The sequence below is a fragment of the Streptomyces sp. NPDC007917 genome, from assembly GCF_042959105.1.
Taxonomy (GTDB): domain Bacteria; phylum Actinomycetota; class Actinomycetes; order Streptomycetales; family Streptomycetaceae; genus Streptomyces.
The window spans coordinates 134,932-160,626 of the sequence record NZ_JBIBKK010000015.1 but is presented as its reverse complement, the minus strand read 5'-3'; the positions used below and the strand labels follow the sequence as shown (position 1 = coordinate 160,626).

Here is a 25,695-nt window from a genome sequence, read left to right as displayed (position 1 = left end):
ATGGCTGCACGCGGACGTCACCGTCGGCCCCGACCACGCCGCGTCTCCCGCGCCTCGCTCGCGTTCACCGCGGGCGGCGCCGGCGTCGCACTGCCCCTCATAGGCGTCGGCCAGGCGAACGCCGCCTCCGTCGACACCTGGGACAAGGTGGCGGAGTGCGAGTCCACCGACAACTGGAGCATCAACACCGGGAACGGCTACTACGGCGGTCTGCAGTTCTCGCAGTCCACCTGGGAGGCGTACGGCGGGACGTCCTTCGCGCCCCGGGCCGATCTGGCGTCCAAGGACCAGCAGATAGCCATCGCCGAGAAGGTGCTCGACGCCCAGGGCCCCGGCGCCTGGCCGGTCTGCTCGGTCAAGGCGGGTCTGACCCGCGGCGGCCAGCCCGCGGACGTCTCGCCCGGCAGCTCCGGCAACTCCGGCACGAGACAGACCGCTCCCAACGCGGCCCCGAAAGCCACGCCGAAGACCGAGGCCGCTCCTAGGGCCACTCCCAAGGCCGTCGACCGGAGCGCGGCCACCACCGGGCGCTCCGGCTCCTCGTACACCGTGGTCAGCGGCGACACGCTGTCCCGGATAGCCGACGCGCAGGACATGGACCGCGTCGGCGGCTGGCAGCGGCTCTACGAGGCCAATCGCCGGGTCATCGGCGGCGACCCGGACCTGATCTACCCCGGTCAGCGGCTCACCCTCGACACAAGCCGCTCCCCCGCCGGACAGGCGCGCGAGAGCCGGCCCCAGGCCGAGCGGCGGACGGACCAGACCAAGCAGCGCGCGGAAGCGGCCGACCGGGCCAAGCAGCGCGCCGAGCAAGCGGCCAAGCAGCGGGTCGAGCAGGCCAACAAGGCCCGTGAGCGCGCCAAGAAGCAGTCCGGCTCGGCGGCGCACTCGTCCTCCTCGTCGGCATCCTTCACCACGCCGGTCGCCAGCCACGCCATCGGCACCGCCTACGGCGTCTCCGGCAGCAACTGGTCCAGCGGCCACCACACCGGCGTCGACTTCCCCGTCGCCACCGGCACCCAGGTGCGCGCGGTGGGCTCGGCCGAGGTGGTCGCCGCGGGCTGGGGCGGTGCGTACGGCTACCAGGTCGTGCTCCGCCACCCCGACGGCATGTACAGCCAGTACGCGCACATGTCGGCGCTGTCCGTCCACGTCGGCCAGACGGTGTCCGGCGGCCAGCAGATCGGCCGCTCAGGGGCGACCGGCAATGTGACCGGGCCGCATGTGCACTTCGAGATACGCACCGGCCCCGACTACGGCTCGGACGTCAACCCGCTCGCCTATCTCCGCTCCAAGGGCGTCCAGATCTGAGAGGCGGGTGAGTGAAGGGTGCTCTGCCGCGGCCCGGTGCCGCGGCAGATCCGCCCTACATCACCAGATGTGCCTTCGCGTGCGTGACCTCCTCGATGTCACCGCCGGCCTTCGAGATCAGCCGGTGAGCGAGGTTGTTCAGCGCACGCGCCGCCGCGATCTCCTCGCCGACCCGCGGCTGAGACGGGTCGTCCGGGTTCCGGTTCGCCCGGCCCTGAGCCAGCATCTCGGTCCCGTCGTGCATCCTCAGCCGGACGACCGCCTCGGTCAGGGGTCCGAGCTCACGGAACTCCATTTCGATGTCGCATCCCACGATCGTCTCCATCGCGGTCATCACCTCCTGCTTCATCTACCAGGATGCGCCCGACCCGGCATCCCGGTCGACCGGGAGAGCAGTTCGACCACCTCGGCGTCGCTGGTCTGGGAGAAGTCCTCGTACCACTCGCCCACCGCCGAGAACTCCGCGGGGGTGGACAGACACACCACGTCGTCCGCGTCCTGGCGCAGCGCCTCGGCCGCGTCCGGCGGTGCGACCGGGACCGCCAGCACCACCCGGGCCGCGCCCTGGGCCCGCGCGACCCGGCAGGCGGCCCGGGCCGTGGCGCCGGTGGCGATCCCGTCGTCCACGACGATCACCGTCCGGCCGCCGACCGCGACCCGTGGCCGGCCGCGCCGGAACCGGCGCGCCTGCCGGGCCAGCTCCTCCCCCTCGGCCCGCTCCACCTCCTGGAGCTCCTCCTCGCCCGCCCGGCTCATCCGTACGATCGCGTCGTGCACCACGCGCACCCCGCCCTCGCCGATGGCGCCGAAGCCCAGCTCGCGGTGGAAGGGGACGCCCAGCTTGCGGACGATGATCACATCCAGGGGCGCCTTCAGCTCCCGCGCCACCTCGAAGGCCACCGGCACCCCGCCCCTCGGCAGCCCGAGCACCACGGGATCCTCGCCGCTCAGGGACCGCAGCCGGGCGGCCAGCCGCCGCCCGGCGTCCGCGCGGTCGACGAAGATCATGACTCACCCCCTGGTACAGGGAGACCCCGCTCTTACGACTCCACCCGAAGATTCCCCCGTGCGCAATCCGACGGGGACCCAATTGGCCCCGTCGGCGCGCGTAACCGGTGGGGGCGACCCACCCTGGAACCGTGACTCCGCTCCCCCACCCGAAGGAGGGGGGCTTCCAACCCGAGGGTTGCGGTCCAGCCCGAACCGGCCCCTTACGGGGCGTAATGAACCTATCACACGTCAGGGGAGCCAATCCCTCACTAGGAGACCGATGGAGAACGCCACGGATCCGAGCGAGTCCGGCCATCTCGTCTTCGTGGACGCGTACGACGCGGACAGCAGATACCGGCGGGTGTGGCTGCGCGGCCTGGGCTGGGAGCAGCTGGAGCGCGAGGAGTTCGAGCCGCGCGTGCGACGGCTGTTCCCGGCCATCGACCTGGACGACCCGGAGCAGGTCCACTGGGTCGACCGGCCGGGCCAGTGGCCCCCATGGCATCCGGGTGAAGCATGACCGTCCTCGTCGGCACCTCGGGGTGGCAGTACAAGGACTGGCGCGACGTCCTGTATCCGTCCGGCTGCCCACAGCGGCTGTGGCTGGAGGAGTACGCCCGGGGGTTCGCCACCGTCGAGTCCAACAACGCCTTCTACCGGCTGCCCACCCGTGAGCAATTCGCCGCCTGGCGGGAGCGCACCCCCGACGGGTTCGTGATGGCCCTCAAGGCCAGCCGCTATCTCACCCACATCAAGCGGCTCAAGGACCCCGAGGAGCCCGTCGCGCGGCTGATGGGGCACGCGGAGGGCCTGGGCGACCGGCTGGGGCCCGTGCTGCTGCAGCTGCCGCCCACCCTGCGCGCCGACAGCGGGCTGCTGGACACCGCGCTCGGCTGTTTCCCCTCCGGGACGCGGGTGGCCGTGGAGCCCCGCCATGACTCGTGGTGGACCGACGAGGTCCGGAAGGTGCTGGAGCACCGCGGCGCGGCGCTGTGCTGGGCGGACGCCGCCGCCCGGCCGGTGACCCCTTTGTGGCGCACGGCCGGGTGGGGCTATGTCCGCTTCCACCACGGCCTGGCCAAGCCCGCGCCGCGCTACAGCCCCCAGTCGCTGACCGCCTGGGCGCGCCGGGTGGCCGAGGCCTGGCCCGAGCGCGCCGATGTCTACGCGTACTTCAACAACGACCCGGGCGGGGCGGCCGTCCATGACGCCGTGGTCTTCGCCCGGGCCATGGAGCGGCGCGGGCGCGAGGTGAGCCGCACCCCCGACCTGTGACCGGCCCCGCTCCCGGGGGAACGCTCACTCCTTGACCGCGCCGCCGAGCATGCCCTCGATGAACCGGCGCTGGAGGGCCACGTAGACGACGACCACCGGCAGCGCGATGAGCACCGAGGCCGCCGCGAGCAGCGCCGCGTCCGAGCTGTGCTGCCCCTGGAAGAAGGCCAGGCCCAGCGGGACCGTGCGGTGCGCCTCGTCGCTGACCATGACCAGCGCCATCAGGAATTCGTTCCAGGTCCACATGAAGGTGATGACCACCATGGTGGAGATGGCCGGGCGGCCCATGGGGACCAGCACCCGCCACAGCGTGGTCCAGGTGTTCGCGCCGTCGATCCGGGCCGCCTCGATCACCGCCCGTGCGCTGCCCCGGAAGTACGTCCGCATCCAGAAGACGCCGAAGGCGAGCGACTGCGCGGTCTGCGGCAGGATCAGCGCCCAGTAGGTGTCGGTGAGCTCGGCGTACCGCAGATCGAAGTAGAGCGGTACGACCAGGGCCTCCTGGGGCAGCGTCAGGCCGATCACGAAGAGGTAGAACAGCACCGTGGAGCCGGGGAAGCGCATCACCCCGAAGGCGTACGCGGCGAGCACGGCCAGCACGGTGGTGGCCGCCACCACCGCGGCCGTCACCAGGATCGAGTTGCCGAGGTAGCTGCCGAAGTGGCCGCGGTCCCAGGCGTCGGCGAAGTTGCTCCAGTGCAGTCCGCCCTCGGGCAGTGAGAAGCCGGTGTCCAGGGAGTCCTGTGAGCCGAAGGCGGTGGAGAGGATGCCGATGACCGGGGTGAGCGCGATGACCGAAAAGAGGGCGAGGATGCCGTAGGTGACAGTGCGTTCCAGGCGCGTGATCATGACCGCCGCCCTTCCACGAGCCGGGAGACCGTGACGGTCAGGACGAAGATCAGGACGGTGAGGGCCACTCCCACCGCGGCCGCCGAGCCGACCTGGTTGGTCTCGAACGCGCGGTGGTAGACCTCGTAGGCGGGTACGGAGGTGGAGTTGCCGGGGCCGCCGCTGGTGGTGATGTAGATGAGGTCGAAGTTGCGCAGCCCCGCCACGATCGTCAGGGTCAGCGCGACCGCGATCTGCGGCCGCAGCCCGGGCAGGGTGACGGAGAAGAACTCCCGCACCGGCCCGGCGCCGTCCATCCGGGCCGCCTCGTACAGCTCGCGCGGGATGCGCTGGGCGCCGGCCAGGAAGAGGACCATGCACAGCCCGGTGCCGACCCAGGTGCCGACGATGCCGACGGCGGGCAGGGCCCAGTCGTAGTCGCCGAGCCAGGGACGTGCGAGCGAGCCGAGGCCGACCGCGCGGAGCGTGTCGTTGAGCAGCCCGTCCGGGGCGAGGATCGAGCGCCAGGCCACGCCGACCACGATCAGCGCGAGGACCTGGGGCAGGAAGAGGACCGTACGGAAGAAGGTCATGCCGCGGACCCGGGCACGGGACATCGCGGCGGCCAGCAGCAGCCCGATGGCCACCGGCAGCGCCGAGTAGAAGACGAGCAGCAGCAGGGCGTGGGCGAAGGGGGCGCGCAGCGCGGGGTCGGTGAACAGGTCGCGGTAGTTGTCGAGACCCGCGGGGGTGGCGACGGTCAGGCCGTCCCAGTGCACGAACGACAGCCAGACCGACTGGCCGAAGGGGTAGAGCAGAAAGGCGGCGTACAGGACGAGCGCGGGCAGGATGTAGAGATAGCCGATGGCGCGGGGCTCGCCCGGCGACCGGCGCCGGTACGCGGCCGCGGAGAGAGGGTTTTTCATTTCGGCTCCGCCGGGGTGGGCGTGGCCGCGTGGCGCTCACGCTGTTTCTTCATGAAGGCGCCGTAGTCCTGCTGCAGGGTGGTGGCGAATTCCCCGGGCGAGGTCTTGCCGCTGATGACGCCCTGGAGCGCCGCGGTGATGGTGTCGAAGAAGGTGGGGCTGGAGTAGTCGAGGTACGGGACGAGACCGTCGGCCGCGCTCAGCCGCTTCCACCCGGCGATCATCTGGCCGTCCACGGTGTCCGGGTCGACCCGCTCCGCGGCAGCGCCGGGCACCGCGGGCAGCACCCCGTGCTCGGTCATCACATCGGCCGCGTGCTTGTTGGTGATGAAGTCGAGGTAGGCGGCGGCGACTTCGGGGTGGCGGGAGCGGGAGGTGATCGACCAGGCGAGGCCCTGGCCGCCGGTGGTGACGGGGGCGCCGCCGGCCGAGGCGGGGGGCGGAGTCATCAGGCCGAGCTTGTCGCCCATGGCCTTCTTCAGGTCGGCCAGCAGCCAGGTGCCGGTCAGCAGATAGCCGCCGTCGCCGGAGGAGAACTTCTTGGCGGCGTCGTCGTAGCCGAGCCCGTTGGCGCCCTTGGGGAGGTAGCCGCGCTTCGTCCAGTCGGCGAGGGTGGCCGCCGCGTCCTTGGTGGCGGCGGTGTCGAAGCCGGTGCCACGGCCGAGGACGGTGTCGCGGACCTCGGCGGGCGCGAGCTGGTCCTGCAGCACACCGAAGGTGTGGATGGCCGGGTACTTGTCCAGGTTGCCGAACTGGATGGGCAGCTCCCCGCGGTCCTTCAGGCGCGCCAGGCTCGCGGTGAACTCGCCCCAGGTCTTCGGCGGCTCGACGCCGGCCTTCGCCAGCACGTCCTTGTTGTAGTAGAGACCGACGAACTCGCCGGTCTGGGATATGCCGTAGAGCCGGCCGGTGCCGAAGTCGGTGCCGTCGGCCGAGACCCGGTTGAGGTTGAGCAGGGTGTTCGGATAGCGGGTGTTCCAGGCGTAGATCCCGGCGTAGTTGTCGAGCGGGGCGAGCAGCCCGGCCCGGACGAAGGACACCATGTCCGGGTAGCCCTGGTTGGCCTGGACCACATCGGGAGGGTTGTTGCCGGAGAGGGCGAGCTTCAGGGTGGTCTTCAGATCGTTGAAGCTGCGCGCCACCCGCTTGATCCGCACATTGGGGTACTTGCGCTCGAACTCCTTGTTGAGCTGCTGCAGTTCCCCGTTGGTGCCGCCCCGGGTCTCCTGGTCCCAGACCGTCAGCGTGACCTTCCCCGCCCTGGCCGGGTCCGGTACGGCGGTGGCGGGGCCGCTGCCGGGGCCGTAGGCCTGCGACCCGTCGGTGCCCGGCACACAGGCGGTGGCCAGCAGCGCGATCCCGGCGGTGAGCAGGGCCGGCACAGCCCTCCGGCGTACGCGGCGCGACCCGGTACGGGGGAATCTCATGAAGATCTCCTTCAGATGTGTCCGTGGCCTCGCGGGCATCGTCACGCGCCCCGGAAACCGATGGTGGGCAGGGCACGCAGGCGCGGCCACTGGCGCACCCCGGCCGGGATGAGCTCGTTCAGGAACCCGTAGCGGTGGGCCAGTTCGCCGCACGCCCCGCCGTCGTCGGCGGCCTCGGCGGTCAGCGCCCACCACGCGGCCACCTCCGCCCAGCCCGGGGCGGCCAGCGAGCCGCCGAAGTGCTGGACCGAGAGGGCGGCGGTGAGGTTGGCGAAGGCGAGCCGTTCGGCGAGCGGCCAGCCGGCGAGGGTGCCGGTCATGAAGCCCGCGACGAACACGTCGCCGGCCCCGGTCGGGTCGAGCGCGGCCACCGGCAGCCCCGGCACCTCGGCGCTCTCCCCGGTGGTCGAGTCGATGGCCACGGCTCCTTCGGCGCCCCTGGTGACCACCGCGATGGGCACCAGGTCGGCCAGCGCCCGCACGGCCCGCTCGGGGGTGTCGGTGCGGGTGTAGCGCTGCGCCTCGGCCGCGTTGGGCAGGAAGGCGTGGGCGTACCCGAGGTCGGGCAGCGCGGCCAGGTCCCAGCGGCCGGAGTCGTCCCAGCCCACATCGGCGAAGATCCGGCTGCCCTGGGTGTGCGCCTGGCGCACCCAGTCCTCCTGTCGCCCCGGCTCGAAGGCGGTGACGCAGGCGCGGGAGGGCGGCGGTGCGGTGTGGGTGGCGGGCGGCGGGGCCGGGTGTTCGTGGGTGACCATGGTGCGCTCGCCGTCGTACGCCATGGAGACGGTGACCGGCGAGTGCCAGCCGGGCAGCCGGCGGGAGTGGCTGAGGTCGACGCCCTCGCCGGTGGCCAGGGACTCCCAGCAGTAGTCGCCGTACACATCGGCGCCGAAGGCCGCGGCGAGGGTGGTGTGCAGGCCCAGGCGGGCGAGGGCGGTGGCCATGTTGGCGATGCCGCCGGGGCTTGAGCCCATGCCGCGGGCCCAGGTCTCGGTGCCGCGCACCGGGGCGTGGTCGAGGCCGGTGAAGATGATGTCGAGGAACACGGTGCCGGTGAGATAGACGTCGTGCTCGGGGTCTCCGGGGGCGCGCAGGGCGGCCAGCGGGTCTATGGAATCTGCGGTTCCGGCAGTGCTCACCGGTGCGCCCTTCCTGTTCATCACGGTTCTCTTGTGGCGTTTTCGGGTGTTTGTCGTGCTGCGCAGGGGTGACCTACGTGAGCGACACCCTGCATGGCCTGACCAGCGATTGCAAGAGGTCGGTCACAGTCGCGCAAACCCGCTCACGTGGAGTACGTTGGCCGACATGCTGCGAGAGACCCGGCACGAGAAGCTGCTGAGCATCCTCGGCGAGGAGGGCGTGCTGCCCATCGGGGAGATCGCCAAGCGGCTCGGGGTCAGCGAGGCCACCGCCCGCCGCGACCTCACCGAGCTGGGCCGGGCCGGCCGGCTCACCCGGGTCTACGGCGGCGCGGTGGCCAGCCCCCGCCCGGACGAGGAGCGGCCCTTCAGCGAGGTGGTGGTCGACGACCTGCCCGACAAGACGGCCGTCGCCCGCCGGGCCGCCCGGCTGATCGCCGACGGGGACGTGGTGCTCCTGGACATCGGCACCACCACGCTGCAGCTGGCCAAGCTGCTGCGCGGCCGCCCGGTCACCATCGTCACCAGCAATCTCGCCGTCTACGACGAGCTGCGCGACGACCCGGAGGTGACCTTGATCCTGCTGGGCGGGCAGGTGCGCAGCAACTACCGGTCCGTGGTCGGCTTCCTCACCGAGTCCAACATCCGCCAGCTGCACGTCGGCCGCCTCTTCCTCGGCGCCAGCGGTGTGCTGCCCGACGGGAGCGTGCTGGACAGCACGCATGTGGAGGTGCCCATCAAACGGGCCATGCTCGCCTCGTCCCGCGAGGTGGTGCTGCTGGCGACCGCCGGGAAGTTCCCCGGCGACACCGGGCTCGCCCGGATCTGCGGGCCGCAGCAGATCGACACCCTGATCACCAACGAGACATCAGACCCGGCGACCCTCGAGGTGTTCCGCGAGGCCGGTGTGGAGGTAGTGACCGTATGAGGCTGACTGTGCTGGGCGGCGGCGGGTTCCGGATGCCGCTGGTGTACCGGGCACTGCTCGACGATAGCGGGGACGCCGCCGGGCGCTGCACCGAGCTGGTCCTGTTCGACACCGACCGCGGCCGGCTGGACGCGATCGGGGCCGTGCTGGCCGAGCAGGCCGCCGGCCGCCCCGGCGCACCCGCCGTCCGCGCCACCACCGACCTCGACGACGCGCTGCGCGGCGCCGACTTCGTCTTCTCCGCCATCCGCGTCGGCGGCCTGGCCGGCCGGGCGCGCGACGAGCGCGTTCCGCTGGCCGAGGGCGTCCTCGGCCAGGAGACCGTGGGCGCGGGCGGGGTGCTGTACGGGCTGCGCACCTTGCCGGTGGCCCTGGAGATCGCCGAGCGGATCGCCGCCGTGGCCCCCGACGCCTGGGTCATCAACTTCACCAACCCGGCCGGCATGGTCACCGAGGCGATGCAGCGGGTGCTCGGCGACCGGGTGATCGGCATCTGCGACTCCCCGGTCGGGCTGTGCCGGCGCGCCGCGCGGGCGCTGGGCGCCGACCCGGGCCGGGCCGGTTACGACTATGTGGGCCTCAACCACCTGGGCTGGCTGCGCGGGGTGACCGTGGACGGGCGGGACCGGCTGCCCGAGCTGCTGGAGGACACCGCGGCCCTGGAGTCCTTCGAGGAGGGCAAGCTCTTCGGCGCGGAGTGGCTGCGGGCGCTGGGCGCCCTGCCCAACGAGTATCTGCACTACTACTACTTCAACCGGGAGGCGGTGACCGCCATCCGGCAAGCCCCGGCCACCCGCGGGGAGTTCCTCCGCGACCAGCAGGCGGGCTTCTACGCCGAGGCCGCGGCGGCGGGAACGGCGCAGGGGGCCGCCGGGGCCGGGGCGCTGGAGCTGTGGGAGCGGACCCGTAGGGAGCGCGAGGCCACGTACATGGCCGAGAGCCGGGAGGCGAGCGGCGGCTGGCAGCGCGACTCCTGCGATCTGGACGGCGGCGGCTACGACCGGATCGCCCTGGCCATCATGCGGGCCATCGCCCGCGACGAGCGCGCCACGCTGATCCTCAACGTCCGCAACCGCACCGCCGTCCCCGGCCTCGACGCCGACGCCGTGGTGGAGGTCCCCTGCGTGGTCGACGCGGCCGGGGCGCGCCCGCTGGCCACCGGGGCCGTGGCGACGGACCAACTCGGGCTGATGCTCATGCTGAAGGCCGTCGAGCGTGCCACGATCAGCGCGGCGACCTCCCACGGCCCGGCCGCCCGTGCGGCGGCCCTCCGCGCGCTCGCCCTGCATCCGCTCGTCGACTCCGTCCATGTGGCGAGCCGCATCCTCGACGCCTCAGGAGCGCTCTCAGTCTCCTAGCACATGCCCGAACGGGCTTTCCCTAGTCTCTGAACGCGCCCGGGCGGGCGCCGATCGTGCCCATTTTCCAGAAACGGGCAGCGAACGGGCCCGCCGGGCGCGCATTCAGTCATCCCGCCACGCAACCACCGCTCCCCGAACACCCGCCGACCAGGGAAGACAACGGTCCTGCAACGGGCGCAGGCGGGCACGATCCACCTGGTGCCGCCACTGGCGACCCTGTTTCCCGTTTGTAAAACTGCCACGCAAGTCAGCAGCAGGCAGGAGGTGCGGTGTGGACGCGGAAGAACGCCGTCGGGAAATCCTCGACGCGGCCCGGCGCGCGGGGTCCGTCGATGTCGGGAAGCTCGCCGCCGACCTCGGGGTCTCCAAGGAGACCGTACGGCGCGATTTGCGGGTGCTCGAGGACCACGGTCTTGTGCGGCGCACCCACGGTGGCGCCTACCCGGTGGAGAGCGCCGGTTTCGAGACCACCCTCGCCTTCCGCACCACCATGCACGTCCCGGAGAAGTCGCGGATCGCGGCGGCCGCCGCGGATCTGCTCGGCGACGCCGAGACGGTCTTCATCGACGAGGGCTTCACCCCCCAGCTGATCGCGGAGGCCCTGCCCCGGGACCGTCCGCTCACCGTGATCACCGCCTCGCTGTCGGCCGCGAGCGGCCTGGCCACCCGCGAGAACACCACCGTGCTGCTGCTGGGCGGCCGGGTCCGCGGCGGCACCATGGCCACCGTCGACCACTGGGCCACCCACATGCTCTCGGGCTTCGTCATCGACCTGGCGTTCATCGGCGCCAACGGCATCTCCCGGCAGTATGGGCTCACCACGCCCGATCCGGCGGTGAGCGAGGTCAAGGCGCGGGTGGTCAAGGTGTCCCGGCGGAGAGTGTTCTCCGGGGTGCACAACAAGTTCGGGGCCGTCAGCTTCTGCCGCTTCGCCGATGTGTCGGACTTCGAGACGATCGTGACGGACACCGGGCTCCCGCTGACCGAGGCCAATCGCTACTCGCTGCTGGGCCCGCAGATCATCCGGGTCTGACGCCCCCGTCCCCGCCCTTCTGACTCCTCCTCACTACTCCTCGTTTCTCCTCGTTTCTCCTCGCTTCTTCAACTGTTCCTTCGATTGGACCCGTTATGCCCATCCTGACACTTCGTGCTGCCCGGATACCGGTCGTGGCCATGGCCGCGGGGGCGCTCCTCGCGGGGTGCGCCGGTATGGGGGGCGGTGGATCCGGTGGCAAGACCATCAACGTCCTGATGGTGAACAACCCGCAGATGATGGATCTGCAGAAGCTCACCGCCAAGCACTTCACCAAGGAAACGGGCATCCGGGTCAACTTCACGGTGATGCCCGAGAACGACGTCCGCGACAAGATCAGCCAGGACTTCTCCAATCAGGCCGGGCAGTACGACGTCGCGACCATCAGCAACTTCGAGGTGCCCTTCTACGCCAAGAACGGCTGGCTGCTGCCGCTGGACGACCACGTCGCCGACGACCGGGCGTTCGACCAGAAGGACATCCTGCCCTCGATGCGGCAGTCCCTGACCGCCGACGACGGCAAGCTGTACGCCCAGCCGTTCTACGGCGAGTCGTCCTTCCTGATGTACCGCAAGGACGTCTTCGCCGAGAAGAACCTGAAGATGCCCGAGCACCCCACCTGGCAGCAGGTCGCGGACCTCGCGGCCAAGGTGGACGGCGCCCGCAAGGGGATGAAGGGCATCTGTCTGCGCGGACTGCCCGGCTGGGGTGAGCTGATGGCCCCGCTCACCACGGTCGTGAACACCTTCGGCGGCACCTGGTTCACCAAGGACTGGAAGGCGCAGCTCACCTCCCCCGAGTTCACCGCGGCCACCGAGTTCTATGTCGACCTGGTGCGCAAGCACGGCGAATCCGGGGCGGCCCAGTCGGGGTTCGCCGAATGCCTCAACAACCTCACCCAGGGCAAGACCGCCATGTGGTACGACGCCACCTCCGCCGCCGGCTCGCTGGAGGGCGCCAAGTCCCCCGTACGGGGCAAGATCGGCTATGTCCAGGCGCCCGTGGTGAAGACCAAGAGCTCCGGGTGGCTCTACACCTGGGCGTGGGGCGTGCAGAAGGCGTCCCGTAACAGCGACAACGCGTGGAAGTTCGTCTCCTGGGCCTCCAGCAAGAAGTACGAGGCCCTGGTAGGCACCACGTACGGCTGGTCCAGCGCGCCCGCGGGCAAGCGGGCCTCGACCTACGCCAACCCGGAGTACCGCAAGGCGGCGGGCACCTTCTCCGAGGTCACCCGCCAGTCCATCACCAGCGCCAATCCGCGCGACCCGGGTGTGCAGCCTCGGCCGACCATCGGCATCCAGTTCGTCGACATCCCCGAGTTCTCCGACCTCGGGACCAAGGTCGCCCAGGAGATCAGCGCCGCCATCGCCGGAAAACAGTCCGTCGAGTCGGCACTCAAGAAGTCTCAGAAGCTGGCCGAGAAGGTGGGCGAGGAGTACCAAGATGACTAATCCACTCACGGCGACGCCCGTGCGCAGCGGACCGCCCCCGACCGTGGCCGTCCCACCCCGGCGCGCCCCGCGGGCGCCCAAGGCGGCCCGGGCCTGGGCGACCCGGGCGCCGCTGATGCCCGCCCTGATCTTTCTGATCGCGGTCACCCAGCTGCCGTTCGTGGCGACCTTGGTGATCTCCCTCTTCGACTGGAACTCGCTCAAGCCCGATGAGCGCGAGTTCGCCGGTCTGTCCAACTACACCTCGGTGGCGAGCGACGAGGCGCTGCGCGAGTCGATCGTCACCACCGTGCTGCTGACCGCGACCGTGGTCATCGCGAGCGTGGTGCTCGGGCTGGCGCTGGCGCTGCTGATGGACCGTAAGTTCCGCGGCCGGGGGCTCGTGCGCACGATGCTCATCGCGCCGTTCCTGCTGGTCCCCGTGGCCTCCGCGCTGCTGTGGAAGCACGCGCTCTACAACCCGGAGTACGGGCTGTTCAACGGCGCGCTCAGCTGGGTGGGCGATCTGTTCGGCGTGGACAACCCGCCACAGCCGGACTGGATATCCGACATGCCGATGTTCGCGGTCGAGGCCTCGCTGGTGTGGCAGTGGACGCCGTTCATGATGCTGATCCTGCTGGCCGGGCTGCAGAGCCGCCCCCTGGACATGATCGAGGCGGCCCGGCTGGACGGCGCGAACAACTGGCAGATCTTCCGCTTTCTGACGCTGCCGCATCTGCGGCGCTATCTGGAGCTGGGCACCCTGCTGGGCTCGATCTACATCGTGCAGAACTTCGACGCGGTGTTCACCATCACCCGGGGCGGTCTCGACACCGCCAACCTCCCCTACACCATCTACGAGACCTTCTACAACGCCCACGAGTACGGGCAGGCATCCGCCGCGGGTGTCCTGGTGGTGATCGGCACGATCATCATCGCCACCTTCGCGCTGCGCGTGGTGTCGTCCCTGTTCCGTGAGGAGGTGTCCCGCGCATGACCTCCTTGACCGCCGCGGCGCCGGCGGCCCCCGTGACCGCCGTCCCGCCGGCCGCCCGCCGGGCCCGCCGCCGCAGCACCGCGCTGGGCCTGCTGGCCTGGCTGACCGGCATCGTGTTCGTCCTGCCGGTGGCCTGGATGGCGCTGACCTCGTTCCACTCCGAGGCCGACGCCGCCACCAACCCGCCGTCCCTGACCGCCTCGCTCACCCTCGACGGCTACCGCGAGTTCTTCGGGGTGAACGGCGGGGCCGACCCGTGGCCGCCGCTGCTCAACTCGCTGGGTGCCAGCCTGTTCTCCACGATCTTCGTGCTGGTGCTGGCCCTGCCGGCGGCGTACGCGCTGTCGATCCGGCCGGTGCGCAAGTGGACGGATGTGATGTTCTTCTTCCTGTCCACCAAGATGCTTCCGGTGGTGGCCGGGCTGCTGCCGGTGTACCTGTTCGCCAAGAACACCGGTTTCCTGGACAACATCTGGCTGCTGGTCATCCTCTACACCTCGATGAACCTGCCGATCGCGGTGTGGATGATGCAGTCCTTCCTCTCCGACATCCCGGTGTCCATCATCGAGGCGGCCCAGATGGACGGGGCGAAGCTGCCGACCGTGCTGCTTAGGGTCGTCGCCCCGATCGCCGGGCCCGGCATCGCCGCCACCTCGCTGATCTGCTTCATCTTCAGCTGGAACGAGCTGTTGTTCGCCAATGTGCTCACCGGCGTGGTCGCGCAGACCGCACCGGCGTTCCTGACCAGCTTCGTCACCAGCCAGGGCCTGTTCCTGGCGCAGGTGTGCGCGGCCTCCATCGTCATTTCCCTGCCGGTGCTCGCCGCCGGTTTCGCCGCCCAGGACAAGCTGGTCCAGGGCCTGTCGCTAGGAGCAGTCAAATGAGGGCCGCCGTCATCGAAGCCCCCGGCAAGGTCACCGTCGCCACCGTCCCCGACCCCGCCCCCGGGCCGCGCGAGGTGGTCGTCGACGTGGCGGCCTGCGGGCTGTGCGGCACCGATCTGCACATCCTCCAAGGGGAGTTCGCCCCCACCCTGCCGATCGTCCCCGGACACGAGTTCGCCGGCGAGGTCGTCGGCATCGGCAGCGAGGTCACCGAGGTGGCGGTGGGCGACCGGGTCGCCGTCGACCCCTCCCTCTACTGTCATGAGTGCCGCTACTGCCGTATCGGGCGGGGCAACCTCTGCGACCGCTGGAACGCCATCGGGGTCAGCGTCCCCGGCGGCGCCGCCGAGTTCGCCGTGGCGCCGGTGGCCAACTGCGTACGGCTGCCCGAACATGTGGACGTGGCGGACGCGGCGCTCATCGAGCCGCTGTCCTGTGCGGTGCGCGGCTACGACGTGCTCAACAGCCGGATGGGCAACGAGGTGCTGATCTACGGGTCCGGGACCATGGGCCTGATGATGCTGGAGCTGGCCAAGCGCACCGGGGCGGCGAGCGTCGACGTCCTGGACATCAACCCCGACCGGCTCGCCACCGCGAACCTGCTCGGCTGCTCCCGCGCCGCCGCCTCGGCCGATGAGCTCGACCAGCCGCGCGGCTGGGACGTGGTCATCGACGCGACGGGCAACCAGGCCGCGATTCAGGACGGTCTCGGCCGCGTCGCCAAGGCGGGGACGTTCCTGCAGTTCGGTGTCTCCGACTACGCGACCAAGGCCGTCATCGAGCCGTACAAGATCTACAACCAGGAGATCACCATCACCGGCTCCATGGCCGTGCTGCACAGCTATGAGCGCGCCGCCCAGCTGTTCGCGACCGGGGTGCTCGACCCGAAGGTCTTCATCAGCGACCGGCTGCCGCTGGAGCAGTACCCGCAGGCGCTTGAGCAGTTCCGCTCGGGACAGGGCCGGAAGATCGTCGTGGAGCCCTGAGACGACCGCGGCTGACACGACACGCGCCCCACCCGTGCGCCGTTGACGGCCCGAGCCCGGCACCCCAGGCTTGGGCTGATCACCGGAGACGAGGAGGGGTGCGGCATGAGCGGCGGCGCGGTGGTGGTGGGCGGCGGTCTGGCCGGAACGCTGGCGGTGGCGGCGCTGCTCGGGCAGGTGGAGACGGTGACCGTCATCGAGCGCGACCGCTACCCGGAACAGCCGGTGTTCCGCAGAGGGGTCCCCCAGGGCCGCCATCTGCACGTCTTCCTCTCAGGCGGGCAGCGGGCCCTGGAGAAGCTGCTGCCCGGGACCGTCGCGGAGCTGGAAGCGGCCGGAGCGCGCCGTATGGAGGCGCCGCGCGATGTGCTCACCAGGACCCCGCACGGCTGGCACCGCCGTCTGCACGAGGGTAGACACGCCGTGATCAGCTGCACCCGCCCGCTCCTCGACGCCACCGTACGGGCCCAGGTCCTCGCCAGGGCCGCCGAGTCCGGGACCCGGGTGGAGGTGTTACAGGCGTGGGAGGCGGTCGGGCTCATCGGCAGCGCGGACCGGGTGACCGGCGTCCGCGTGCGCTCGCGCGATGCCGGGCACGCCGAGCGGGAGCTGCCCGCCGAGCTGATCGTCGATGCCTCCGGACGTGGCTCGCGCGCTCCGCGGTGGCTTACGGAACTCGGCCGCCCGGCGCCGCGCGAGGAGGTCATCGACGCCGGAATCGGCTACTCCACCCAGATGTTCCGGCCCGCCGAGCCGCTCCGCACCGCCGTGGTCCTCGAGCCCAGGCCCGCTCTTCCGCGTGGCGCGGCGTGGTCGCCCGTCGAGGGCGGCAACTGGCTGCTGACCCTCGCCGGGGTGCGCGGCCACCACCCGCCGACCGACGGTTCGGCGGTACCCGACTTCGTGGCCTCGCTCGGCGAACCGTATCTGCTGGACCACCTCAAGACCTGCGAGGCGGTGTCCCCGCCGTACGCCTACCGGGACACCGCCAACCGCCGCCGCGACTATCACACTCCGGGCGGCGTCCCCGAGGGGTTCATCGCGGTCTCGGACGCCGCCTGCACGTTCAATCCGATTTACGGGCAGGGCATGTCGGTGGCCGTTCTGAGCGGACTGGCCCTGCGCGAATGCCTGGCCGACGGCGGTCCGCGCCGCCCCGGCTTCGCGGCCGCGGCCCAGCGCGCCGTCGCCCGCGCGAGCGAGACCGCGTGGCTGACCGCCGCGGGGGCGGACCGCCCGTACTCCGAGGGCGCCGACGCCACTTCCCCGGGGACGGCCGAGCGGCTGCAGACCTGGTACTTCGGCCGACTGGCGGCTCGGGCGACCCATGACCCGACCGTCGGGGCCGCCTTCCGCGACGTCACCCATCTCGCCGCGCCGCCGTCCCGGCTGCTGACCCCCGCGGTCGCGCTGCGCACGATACTGCTGCCCCGGCGGCCGGGCCCGGCGAGCATTCCCCTGCGGGTGGAGGGCGCGGCGGGTTCGCCCCGCACCTGATGCTCCCGTCGCCTGGTGCTGTCGCCACGTCTCAGGACCGTTCTGGCACCCCTCCTCTGCCCCTGTGACCGGCTGATACAAACCGGCAACAAGGTTTGTTCAAGGTTCATGGAAGAGCCTGTTCGCGCAGTGGACGTCGTTTTTGCCAAACCGTCGCGAGTGGGACTCGGGTCGTGACGGGGGCACAGCGCCCGACAAGAACACAGGAGGAGCAGTTGCGTCACACCTTCCAAGTCTTGGGGCCGGTGCGAGTTGTCCGTCAAGACGGGGAGCAGCTGTCGATGGGTGGCCCCAAACAGCGGGCGCTGCTCCTGGCATTACTGCTCCACCTCAATCAGCCCGTGTCCATTGGCTGGCTCACCGAGGCTCTGTGGGAAGATCGGGCACCCGCCTCGGCCACGGCGAACCTGCGCAGCTACATCCATGCGCTGCGCCGCAGCCTGTCCGGCTTCGAGGGTGTCGAGATCACCGCGCTCGGCCGCTGTTACCAGCTTCAGGCCGCCTCCGGGCAACTCGACCTCACGAGCTTCGAACAGGCGGCTGCGGACGGGCGGGCCGCGTTGAGACGCGGCGACCACTCCGCGGCAGCCGCGCTGCTACAGCGGGCGATCAACCTCTGGCGTGGGGAGGCCGGGCACGGCATCCCATGCGGGCGGTCGATGGGAGCCCGTCTTGCCGCGTTGCAGGAGCAGTACTCCACCGCGGTCGAGGACCATGCCGAGGCCGTGATCCATCTTGGAGCGCGCGCCGACACTTTCTCCAGACTGCGGGACCTACTCAGCAGAGAGTCACTGCGGGAACGCGCTTGGGGTCTGCTCATGAAGGGCCTCCACGGCGCCGGCGACACGGCGGGGGCGCTTCTCGCCTATGGGCAGGCCAGGAAGCATCTCGTAGCCGAGCTGGGAATCGAGCCCGGCGCGGAACTCCGCCGTATCCACCAGAACGTACTGAACCGCGACCCGGGCCCTTCCGCTCAGATGCGGCACAACGCCGCGTCTGGTACAGACGCCGGGCCCGGACAGAGCAGGCCGGTGCCCCGGCAGTTACCCCGGCCCCTACTGTGTCGGGGGCGGGAGCGGATGACGGAGGCCGTGACGGATGTCCTCAGGCGAGAAGAACCGTTCGCGCGGCTGATGGTGATCAGTGGCTCGCAAGGCGTCGGCAAGTCGGCGATGGCGCTTCGTGCGGCGCATGCCGTCAGCGACCGTTTTCCCGACGGGCAGCTCTATGTGGATTGGGGTGGGCTTTCGGGCGGAACACCCACGCGTCCGTCGATGAGCAGCCGACACCTGCTCGCCGGCTTTCTTTCCGCACTCGGCGAACCGGTCCCGGCACCCGGAGCCGACACGAGCGAATGCGCGAGCCGGTTTCGCTCAGCAACCGCCGACTTGAGTCTTCTGCTCGTGCTCGACGGCGTCCCGGACGCCGGGCAGGTGCGTCCGCTGCTCCCCTGGGGACGTCATTGTGCCGTCCTGATCACCAGCAGACGGCGTCTGGCACTGGATTATGCCGAACACCTGCAGGTGGAGCCCCTGTCCAGGCGGGAGTCGATGGCCCTGCTCACTGAGTTCGCCGGCGCTGCCAGGATCGCCGCATCCCCGCGGGCGACCCACGACATCGTCGAGCTCTGCGCCGGTCTGCCTGGGGCTATACGCCACGTAGGAGAGCTCCTGTCCACGCGGCCGGACTTGGGGCTGGCCCAGGTTGCCGGGGCACTCCGTGCAGAGGGTCGTGGTCTTCCCGACCCCGCCCATGTCCTGGAACCGTTGTTCGCCGCGTCGAAGTGACCAGGGGACGATCGTGTGGAATCTCACGGGCACCTCGCCGGTCGGTGTCGCCGCCGTCGGTGTGACCGCTCTCGTCGGGGCCTTCCTGTGGTGGTTGCGCCGCTCATACACCATGGTCACCGTCCGCGGGACCAGCATGGAACCGACGTTCAGCGCGGGGGACCGGGTCCTGGTACGCCGGGGCGGTAAAGGGCGGCTCGCCCCCGCCACCGTCGTTGTCGTACACGACCTGCGCTATACGCAGGTTCCCATTCCCGCGTCGGTGCGTCCGCGCGGACGCCGTCGCCCTGTGCGGAGTCGAAGCGGGCCATTCCTGATCAAACGGATCGCCGCCGTGCCGGGCGACCCTGTGCCCCGGATTGCCGTGCCCGCGCTGCGTGATGTTCCGGAGGCAGCGGTCCCGATGGGACAGCTGGTTCTCCTCGGCGACAACGAAAGCGCGAGCTACGACTCACGGGAGCATGGCTACTTTCCCACCGAGCAGGTCCTGGGGCGTGTTGTCGCACGGCTGGCGCCCTGAGCGGCGACGTATACGGCTTTTATATCAAGACTGTGCGTCCACATGACTAGTGTTCTCTGGCGGTATTGCGAAAAACGTCGGTGAATAAGGGGGGCTTTCATGCTGTATCTGGTTTCGGCTTGTCAATTCTTGCTGGGCACCGTCTTCGCGGCTGCCGCAGTGGGAAAGATCCGCGATCGCGACGCGTTCGCGGCGTTCGCGACCGTGGTGAAAGGGCTCGGCCTGGTACCGCGTCCTTGGGCCCGTGTCACGGCGCGTATAACGGTGGCCGTAGAAGCAATGGTGCCCGCCCTGCTCCTCGTCGCGCTCGTACCCGCCGACCCGGTGGAGACGGCCTCCTGGTGGCTCAGGGGTTGCTCGACCGTACTGGCCATCGGACTCTTGCTGGCGTTCACCGTCGGCATCGTTCTCGCCGTGCGCAATGGCACCCAGGCGTCCTGCGCATGCTTCGGAGCCCGGGGGTCGGTCCTTGGAATGCGCCACATCATCCGCAACACCGCCCTCGCCGTGATCGGCGGTGCGGGGCTGCTCGGCCATCTGGTGGTTGGACAAATCCAGGGAAGCACCGCCGGACATGTCCTGGCCGCCTTCGCGGGCGTGATTGTCGCGAGCGTCTTCGTGCTCTTCGACGACATCGCGGAACTGTTCGTGTCCGTGCGGGCCACTACCTGAGGCACGTTCAAACGCACCCGGAAGAGACGTCCAACCCAGGAAAGAGGATTCCACCATGCCGTATGTCATCGCCGTGCTCTGCTTCATGGGCCTGCTGTGCCTGGTCAACCTGGTCTTCACCTACGGGGTGATCATGAAGCTGCGCGAGCATTCCGAGGCGCTCGCCGAACACAGTGGGCCGACCGAAGGGGGGACCGGACGGCCACGGCCCCTGGGGAGCGCGGTCTCGGATTTCACAGCCATGACGGTGACAGGCCAGACCGTGTCGCGTCATTCGTTAGCCGCGTCCTCCGTCGTGGCCTTCCTCTCGCCCGGATGCCTGCCGTGCGAACAGGCCGTACCCGACTTCCTGAAGTACGCCGCGGCCGTGCCCGGCGGCCGTGACCGCGTCCTGGTCGTCGTCTCGGGTCAGCCTTCCGAGGGCGCCGAGTACGCGGAACGGTTCGGCGAGGTGGCCCACGTCGTGGTGGAGGCACCGGGCGGACCAGTGCAGTCGGCGTTCGCAATGAACGGGGCGCCCGCCTTCGGAGTGCTCGGCGCGGGCGGATCCGTCTCGGTCGCCACCCGCAGCGTCGCCGAGTTGCCCACGGCGGTCTCGGCGTGACCAGGCCGACGGGGGCGCGCCGGGCCGACGACACCAGTCCGGCGCGACTGTCGGACCTCCCGCCCGCCTTGGCCGTGGCGAGCCGGGCCGCCCCCGGAGCCGTGGCCTTCCTCCTCCTGGCGGCCGTGTGCACCGGCTTCACCCCCGTGATGTCCGCCTGGCTGACCAAGCTTCTACTCGATGACATCACCGGTTCCTCCCGGAGCGGACTGCGCCACCTGCTCGCCCCCGCACTGGGGCTGGCGGCCGCCGGAGTGATCACAGCCCTCCTTCCGCACGCCACCGCCTACACAGCCAACCGCATGTCGCGCAAGGTGAAGCTCGCCACCAGGCAGCGGCTGTTCACCAAAGTCGGCGACATGCAAGGGCTCGGCCAACTCGAGGATCCGCCCTTCCACGATCGGCTCATGCTCGCGCAGCAGGCCGGAAGCGAGAGCCCCGGGCAGATCCTCGGCGGGCTGCTCAGCCTGCTGCAGGCGGGAATCACTCTGGCCGGATTCCTCATCACCCTGACCGTGCTCAGTCCCGTCATGGCCATCGTGCTGGTGATGGCCATCATCCCGGCGCTGCTCGCCGAGCGAGCGCTGAACAGACATCGGGCCGGGCTGCGATGGCGCCTCGGACCGGCCGAGCGACGGGAGATGTTCTACACCGATCTGCTGCGCGATCTGAAGGCCGCCAAGGAGATCCGCCTGTTCGGCATCGCGGGGTTCCTGCGCGACCGGATGCTGGGCGAACTGCGCACCATCCACGCCGCCGGTGACCGGCTGGACCGACGGGTGCTGCGCACGCAGGGCGGCCTGTCGGCGTTGTCCGCGGTGGTGGCGGGGGCTGGACTCGTGTGGGCTGTCCAAGCCGCGTTGTCCGGACGGTTCACGGTCGGCGATGTGTCCATCTTCGCCGCGTCCGTAGTCGGCACCCAAGGGGCTCTCTCGAATGTGGTACGAGGTCTGTCGACCGTTCACGACTCGCTGTTGATGTTCGGCCACTATCGGGTCGTGATGGACACCGAATCCTCTCTCGCGGTCCCCGCCGCACCCCGCCCCGTGCCGCCGTTGCGGCACGGCATCGAGCTGAAAGGGGTGTGGTTCCGTTACGGCGACGACCAGCCGTGGATCCTGCGTGGTGTGGACCTGTTCCTCCCACGCGGGCAGGCCACGGCCCTGATCGGCCACAACGGCGCGGGGAAATCCACCTTGGTCAAACTGGTGTGCCGGTTGTACGACCCCACCCGTGGCGCGGTGCTGTGGGACGGCATCGACCTGCGGGAGTTCGACCCCGTGGAACTACGGCAACACATGAGTGCGGCCTTCCAGGACTACACCTGCTACGACCTGCCGGTGAGTGAGAACATCGGCCTCGGCGACATCTCCGCCCTCGGCGACCTCTCGCGCCTCACGCTGGCGGCCCGCCACGCGGGCGTGCACGACATCATCGCCGGGCTGCCCCGTGGCTACGACACACTGCTCAGCCGGATGTTCCTGGACGTGGACGGCGACGATCCGGCCTCCGGCGTGCTGCTTTCCGGCGGGCAGTGGCAGCGGGTGGCGCTCGCCCGTGCCTTCCTGCGGGCCAGGCGGGATCTGCTCATCCTCGACGAGCCGAGTTCGGGGCTCGACGCGGAGGCGGAGTACGAGATCCACAGACAGTTGACGGAATACCGAGTCGGCCACACCAGCCTGCTCATCTCCCATCGCCTGGGAACGGCGCGCGACGCCGACCGGATCGTGGTGCTCAGCGACGGACGCATGGCGGAACAGGGCTCCCATCGCGAACTTCTCGCCTTGGACGGCTTGTACGCGCGGTTGTTCCGGCTCCAGTCACGCGGCTACCGAGAGCAGAACGAGGAGCAACCAGAACCCACTCACTGACACACCCCCAGAGGTGTCTCGCGTTGTGCGGTGCGTGAAACCGACCAAGAAGGCCCCGGCCTCCCACAGGGAGGCCGGGGCCGTCGGCTGTCACCTGACGCGCAGGGTCAGGCCGCGCAGGTGCCGCACGACGCGTACCAGGTGTACTGGTACACGCCGTTGCAGATCCGGTCGTAAGCGATCCGGTCCTGCCACGGCAGCGGGCTGCACTTGTTGGTCTGACAGTGGGAGTACTCGTCGTAGCACGCGGCCGCCGCGGCGTCCGCCGTCGCCGACGGGACCGCACGGGCCACCATGCGAGCGCCCATCGTCTCGATCCACTTGAGCATGGACATCTCCTTCCTCTCTCGGTCAGGAATTCTGACGCCTCTGACGTTAGAGGCCAAAAAGACAGGAAGAATACAATCCACATATAAGAACGGAAAGGACGTCGGGCATGATTCGCGCATTCCCCCGCGGGTGGAATGCGCGGCGGTCAGGGCGGCCCGTTACGAGGTGGGGCGCCGCGCGTACACCTCGATCTCGATCTTCATCCGGGGGTCGGCGAGCCCGCACACGAGCATCGTGGCGGCCGGGCGGACCTCGCCGAAGCGGCGGCGCAGCACCGGCCAGCAGGGCTCGAAGTCGGCCCGGTCGGGCAGCAGATAGCGCACCCGCACCACATCGGCGAAGGAGCATCCCGCCTCGGCCAGCGCGGCCTCGATATTGCGCAGGCACTGCTCGGCCTGGACCACCACATCGTCGGAGATGGTCATCGTGGTGTAGTCGAAGCCGGTGGTCCCGGACACATGCACCCAGTCGCCGTCGACCACGGCCCGGGCATAGCCGATCTGCTCCTCAAAGGTCGAGCCGCTGAGGATCGCACGTCGCTCCGTCATGCGCGGCACGCTAGGCGACCAGCACCGATACGTCTAATACGACCACAGGCATGAGCTGATATCTCTAGGCCTATGGAGCGCCCCGAACTCCCCCTGCCGCAGCTGCACGCCTTCGTCGTGCTCGCCGAGGAACTTCACTTCGGCCGCGCGGCCACCCGCCTGGGCATCGCCCAGCCACCGCTGAGCCAGCAGATCGCGCGGCTGGAGGGCAAGGTGGGCCATGCGCTGTTCAGCCGCGAGCCGGGGCGCGTGGCCCTCATCCCGGCGGGCCGCGAGCTGCTGCCCGGCCGCCCGGCGGGCCCTCGGCGACCTCGCCGACGGCCTGGCCGCGGCCCGCGCCGTCGGCGGCGGCCGGGCCGGCTGTCTGCGGATCGGCTTCGCCGCCTCCCTCGCCCTGACCGTCCTGCCCGGTCTGCCGCGCACCTTCCGGCAGCGGTTTCCCGAAGTGCGGCTGAACATCCACGAGATGACCACCGCGCCGCAGATCGCCGCCCTGCGCGACAAGACCATCGATATCGGCCTGCTCCGCGAGCCCCCCGCCGACGAGCCGGACCTCGGCTTCGAGACCGTACTCGGCGAGCCCTTCGTGCACGTACTGCCGTCCGCGCACCCCCTGGCCGACCAACGGACCGTGGAGACGGCGCCGTTGGCCGACTCGCCCTTCGTACTGCTGCCGCGCGAGGTCGGCCCCGGGCTGTACGACCGGATCACCGGCCTGTGCGCGGCGGCGGGCTTCACCCCCCGGGTGGCCCAGCACGCGGTGGAGTGGCAGACGGTGTGCGCCCTCGTGGAAACCGGCCTGGGTATCTCCCTCGCCCCGGCGAGCATCCGGCGCATCCGCCTCAGGGACGTCTCCTTCCGCACGGTCAGGCCCGGCGCCGCCCGTACCCGGGTCGCCGTCGCCTGGCGCAGAAACGACCCGAACCCCCTGGTCGGGCAGTTGCTCACGGCCGTCGAACACGATCCGTCGGACGGAGGGGAGGAGCGGGGCGCGGCGGCGGTCAGCCGAGGGCGTCGCGGAGGTGGCCGGCCGCGGCCTGCTCCAGGTGGGCCAGATCGCTGCTGACCGTGGCGAAGGTGAAGCCCTGGGCGAGCCGTTTGGCGGCCGTGACGCCGTTCGGGGTGTGGATCCCGGCCGCGATGCCCGCCGACTCGGCCGCCGCGGCCACCTTCGCGAGCGCCGCCTCGAACTCCTCGGCGACCGAGGGGTCGGTGGAGGTGCGCCCGCCGAACGCGATGGTCAGGTCGGAGGGGCCGATGTAGACGCCGTCGAGCCCTTCGGTCGGGCAGATCTCCGCGGTGTTGCCGAGCGCCTGGGCGGTCTCGATCATCACGACGCAGGTGACCTGCTCGTTCGCCTCGGCCGGGGCCGGGCCCACCCTCAGCCCCGAGCGCATCGGGCCGTAGCTGCGGACGCCGTGCGGCGGGTAGCGGCAGGCGCTGACGGCGGCGGCCGCCTCCTCGGCGGTGTTGACCAGGGGGACGATCACGCTCACGGGCGCCGGCGTCGAGGGCCTGGCCGATCCAGAAGCCGTCGTTGACCGGGACCCGGACCATGCCGGCGCTGATGCCGCGCGCGTCGATGGCGGTCATCGCGCCGAGGGTGCCCTTGTAGCCGAGGAGGCCGTGCTGGGCGTCCACGCAGATGTAGTCGTAGCCGAGTCCGGCCAGGCGTTCGGTGCCGACCGGGTTGTCGAGGACGACCCAGTAGCCGAGGATGCGCTGGCGTGCGCGCAGGCGGGCCGCGAAGTCGGCGGGGGAACTGGTCATGCTGTCAGCTTCTCTCCATCGGGGTCGGGGTCCGTAACCGGGAGTGGCAACGGAGGCAGCGAGAGCGGCCGGGGTGTGGGTCACACCACGGCGTTGACGGGGGCCTCCGCCGCGCAGCAAGCGCACCACATTGGCCGCGGCGGTGCTGCCCATCGCCGCGTTGACCTGGTGGTTGAATGCACCGCAGTGCGGGGTCAACACGGTGTGGGGCGCGGTGAGCAGCGGGTTGCCCGCCGGGGGCTCAGTGGCGAACACATTGATCCCGGCCGCGGAGAGGTGTCCGCTGTGCAACAGCCCGGCGAGCGCGGCGTCGTCGACCAAGCCGCCCCGCGCCGTGTTGACCCGGCCGAAGCCCACCAGACCGAGGGTGCGCCGGGCTATCCGCCTTCATCAGTTCCCCCCCATCCAGTGCATGTTATGAGCGAAACTTCACATGATTGCACACAACACGCAAGATTTTGCATAACAACCGAGGAAAAATGGCGCAGAATACGCAGACTGATAGGCTGACCCGGGTTCGTCGCGGACAGTCACGGAGAGGATGACACGCGTAACCGGATCCTCCGTCTGAAGGCGGGGGC

The 25,695-nt window shown here is 70.4% G+C and carries 24 protein-coding genes and 3 pseudogenes; 17 read left to right on the top strand and 10 right to left on the bottom strand.

The window, feature by feature from the left end:
• Positions 1–1,311 carry a transglycosylase family protein gene (locus ACFZDL_RS28500; RefSeq protein WP_353591821.1) on the top strand — a complete coding sequence of 437 codons (1,311 nt, stop codon included), beginning with the start codon at positions 1–3 and terminating at the stop codon, positions 1,309–1,311.
• Positions 1,312–1,366: 55 nt separating this feature from the next.
• Here the strand turns inward: ACFZDL_RS28500 and ACFZDL_RS28495 are convergent, their stop codons facing one another.
• Both ACFZDL_RS28495 and ACFZDL_RS28490 read right to left on the bottom strand, forming a co-directional pair.
• The gene (locus ACFZDL_RS28495) at positions 1,367–1,660 is read right to left on the bottom strand and encodes a dsRBD fold-containing protein (RefSeq protein WP_353591822.1); all 294 of its coding nucleotides are present in this window, start codon (positions 1,658–1,660) and stop codon (positions 1,367–1,369) included.
• A 20-nt stretch (positions 1,661–1,680) separates the two neighbouring features.
• A pseudogene (locus ACFZDL_RS28490) lies at positions 1,681–2,319 on the bottom strand (phosphoribosyltransferase); the annotation flags it as partial.
• 262 nt (positions 2,320–2,581) lie between these two features.
• Between ACFZDL_RS28490 and ACFZDL_RS28485 the strand changes: the two are divergent.
• Both ACFZDL_RS28485 and ACFZDL_RS28480 read left to right on the top strand, forming a co-directional pair.
• A complete protein-coding gene (locus ACFZDL_RS28485) occupies positions 2,582–2,821 on the top strand; it encodes a hypothetical protein (protein WP_353591823.1) in 240 nt (79 codons plus the stop codon).
• Entirely contained in the window at positions 2,818–3,576 is a 759-nt protein-coding gene (locus ACFZDL_RS28480; RefSeq protein WP_353591824.1) for a DUF72 domain-containing protein, read from the top strand. The genes ACFZDL_RS28485 and ACFZDL_RS28480 overlap by 4 nt, the downstream gene beginning before the upstream one ends.
• Positions 3,577–3,600: 24 nt before the next feature.
• Here ACFZDL_RS28480 and ACFZDL_RS28475 read toward each other — a convergent pair whose 3' ends face one another.
• From ACFZDL_RS28475 to ACFZDL_RS28460, 4 genes are read right to left on the bottom strand one after another with little or no spacing between them, the layout of a single operon-like run.
• Positions 3,601–4,425, bottom strand: coding sequence for a carbohydrate ABC transporter permease (locus ACFZDL_RS28475; protein ID WP_353591825.1), 825 nt, complete (start codon positions 4,423–4,425; stop codon positions 3,601–3,603).
• The gene (locus tag ACFZDL_RS28470; protein ID WP_353591826.1) at positions 4,422–5,330 is read right to left on the bottom strand and encodes a sugar ABC transporter permease; all 909 of its coding nucleotides are present in this window, start codon (positions 5,328–5,330) and stop codon (positions 4,422–4,424) included. The genes ACFZDL_RS28475 and ACFZDL_RS28470 overlap by 4 nt, the downstream gene beginning before the upstream one ends.
• Positions 5,327–6,757, bottom strand: coding sequence for an extracellular solute-binding protein (locus tag ACFZDL_RS28465; protein ID WP_353591827.1), 1,431 nt, complete (start codon positions 6,755–6,757; stop codon positions 5,327–5,329). Before ACFZDL_RS28465 ends, ACFZDL_RS28470 begins: the two co-directional genes overlap by 4 nt.
• 41 nt (positions 6,758–6,798) lie before the next feature.
• Positions 6,799–7,917: a PfkB family carbohydrate kinase gene (locus ACFZDL_RS28460; protein ID WP_353591828.1), complete on the bottom strand. Its 1,119-nt coding sequence runs from the start codon at positions 7,915–7,917 to the stop codon at positions 6,799–6,801.
• Between the two features lie 145 nt (positions 7,918–8,062).
• Between ACFZDL_RS28460 and ACFZDL_RS28455 the strand changes: the two genes are divergently transcribed.
• From ACFZDL_RS28455 to ACFZDL_RS28395, 13 genes are all read left to right on the top strand, one after another.
• Entirely contained in the window at positions 8,063–8,824 is a 762-nt protein-coding gene (locus ACFZDL_RS28455; RefSeq protein WP_353591829.1) for a DeoR/GlpR family DNA-binding transcription regulator, read from the top strand.
• Positions 8,821–10,182, top strand: coding sequence for a 6-phospho-beta-glucosidase (locus ACFZDL_RS28450; protein ID WP_353591830.1), 1,362 nt, complete (start codon positions 8,821–8,823; stop codon positions 10,180–10,182). Before ACFZDL_RS28455 ends, ACFZDL_RS28450 begins: the two co-directional genes overlap by 4 nt.
• 274 nt (positions 10,183–10,456) lie before the next feature.
• Positions 10,457–11,218 (top strand): DeoR/GlpR family DNA-binding transcription regulator, encoded by a 762-nt coding sequence (locus tag ACFZDL_RS28445; protein WP_353591831.1) that lies wholly within the window; start codon positions 10,457–10,459, stop codon positions 11,216–11,218.
• A gap of 95 nt (positions 11,219–11,313) precedes the next feature.
• Complete coding sequence (locus tag ACFZDL_RS28440) at positions 11,314–12,669, top strand: sugar ABC transporter substrate-binding protein (protein ID WP_353591832.1); 1,356 nt, start codon at positions 11,314–11,316, stop codon at positions 12,667–12,669.
• Positions 12,662–13,645 carry a sugar ABC transporter permease gene (locus ACFZDL_RS28435; RefSeq protein ID WP_353591833.1) on the top strand — a complete coding sequence of 328 codons (984 nt, stop codon included), beginning with the start codon at positions 12,662–12,664 and terminating at the stop codon, positions 13,643–13,645. The genes ACFZDL_RS28440 and ACFZDL_RS28435 overlap by 8 nt, the downstream gene beginning before the upstream one ends.
• Entirely contained in the window at positions 13,642–14,529 is an 888-nt protein-coding gene (locus ACFZDL_RS28430) for a carbohydrate ABC transporter permease (RefSeq protein WP_353591834.1), read from the top strand. Before ACFZDL_RS28435 ends, ACFZDL_RS28430 begins: the two co-directional genes overlap by 4 nt.
• Positions 14,526–15,515 (top strand): zinc-dependent alcohol dehydrogenase family protein, encoded by a 990-nt coding sequence (locus ACFZDL_RS28425; protein WP_353591835.1) that lies wholly within the window; start codon positions 14,526–14,528, stop codon positions 15,513–15,515. The genes ACFZDL_RS28430 and ACFZDL_RS28425 overlap by 4 nt, the downstream gene beginning before the upstream one ends.
• A 105-nt stretch (positions 15,516–15,620) precedes the next feature.
• Positions 15,621–17,012 (top strand): hydroxylase, encoded by a 1,392-nt coding sequence (locus tag ACFZDL_RS28420; RefSeq protein WP_353591836.1) that lies wholly within the window; start codon positions 15,621–15,623, stop codon positions 17,010–17,012.
• Positions 17,013–17,293: 281 nt separating this feature from the next.
• Positions 17,294–18,799, top strand: a complete 1,506-nt coding sequence (locus tag ACFZDL_RS28415) for a BTAD domain-containing putative transcriptional regulator (protein ID WP_353591837.1) — start codon at positions 17,294–17,296, stop codon at positions 18,797–18,799.
• 13 nt (positions 18,800–18,812) lie between these two features.
• Complete coding sequence (locus ACFZDL_RS28410; RefSeq protein ID WP_353591838.1) at positions 18,813–19,319, top strand: S26 family signal peptidase; 507 nt, start codon at positions 18,813–18,815, stop codon at positions 19,317–19,319.
• Positions 19,320–19,418: 99 nt separating this feature from the next.
• Positions 19,419–19,991 (top strand): MauE/DoxX family redox-associated membrane protein, encoded by a 573-nt coding sequence (locus tag ACFZDL_RS28405; protein ID WP_353591839.1) that lies wholly within the window; start codon positions 19,419–19,421, stop codon positions 19,989–19,991.
• A gap of 55 nt (positions 19,992–20,046) precedes the next feature.
• A complete protein-coding gene (locus ACFZDL_RS28400; protein ID WP_353591840.1) occupies positions 20,047–20,595 on the top strand; it encodes a hypothetical protein in 549 nt (182 codons plus the stop codon).
• Entirely contained in the window at positions 20,592–22,466 is a 1,875-nt protein-coding gene (locus ACFZDL_RS28395; protein ID WP_353591841.1) for an ABC transporter ATP-binding protein, read from the top strand. Before ACFZDL_RS28400 ends, ACFZDL_RS28395 begins: the two co-directional genes overlap by 4 nt.
• Before the next feature lie 107 nt (positions 22,467–22,573).
• Here the strand turns inward: ACFZDL_RS28395 and ACFZDL_RS28390 are convergent, their stop codons facing one another.
• Both ACFZDL_RS28390 and ACFZDL_RS28385 read right to left on the bottom strand, forming a co-directional pair.
• Positions 22,574–22,795, bottom strand: a complete 222-nt coding sequence (locus ACFZDL_RS28390) for a hypothetical protein (RefSeq protein ID WP_353591842.1) — start codon at positions 22,793–22,795, stop codon at positions 22,574–22,576.
• Between the two features lie 159 nt (positions 22,796–22,954).
• Positions 22,955–23,344 (bottom strand): RidA family protein, encoded by a 390-nt coding sequence (locus ACFZDL_RS28385; protein ID WP_353591843.1) that lies wholly within the window; start codon positions 23,342–23,344, stop codon positions 22,955–22,957.
• A 72-nt stretch (positions 23,345–23,416) separates the two neighbouring features.
• Here ACFZDL_RS28385 and ACFZDL_RS28380 point away from each other — a divergent pair.
• Positions 23,417–24,317: pseudogene (locus tag ACFZDL_RS28380) on the top strand (LysR family transcriptional regulator); the annotation flags it as partial.
• A gap of 28 nt (positions 24,318–24,345) precedes the next feature.
• On the opposite strand, the gene ACFZDL_RS28375 reads toward ACFZDL_RS28380, so the two are convergent.
• Positions 24,346–24,840 carry an aldolase/citrate lyase family protein gene (locus ACFZDL_RS28375; RefSeq protein WP_353591844.1) on the bottom strand — a complete coding sequence of 165 codons (495 nt, stop codon included), beginning with the start codon at positions 24,838–24,840 and terminating at the stop codon, positions 24,346–24,348.
• A 514-nt stretch (positions 24,841–25,354) separates the two neighbouring features.
• A pseudogene (locus ACFZDL_RS28370) lies at positions 25,355–25,471 on the bottom strand (NAD(P)-dependent oxidoreductase); the annotation flags it as partial.
• Positions 25,472–25,695: the final 224 nt, after the last annotated feature.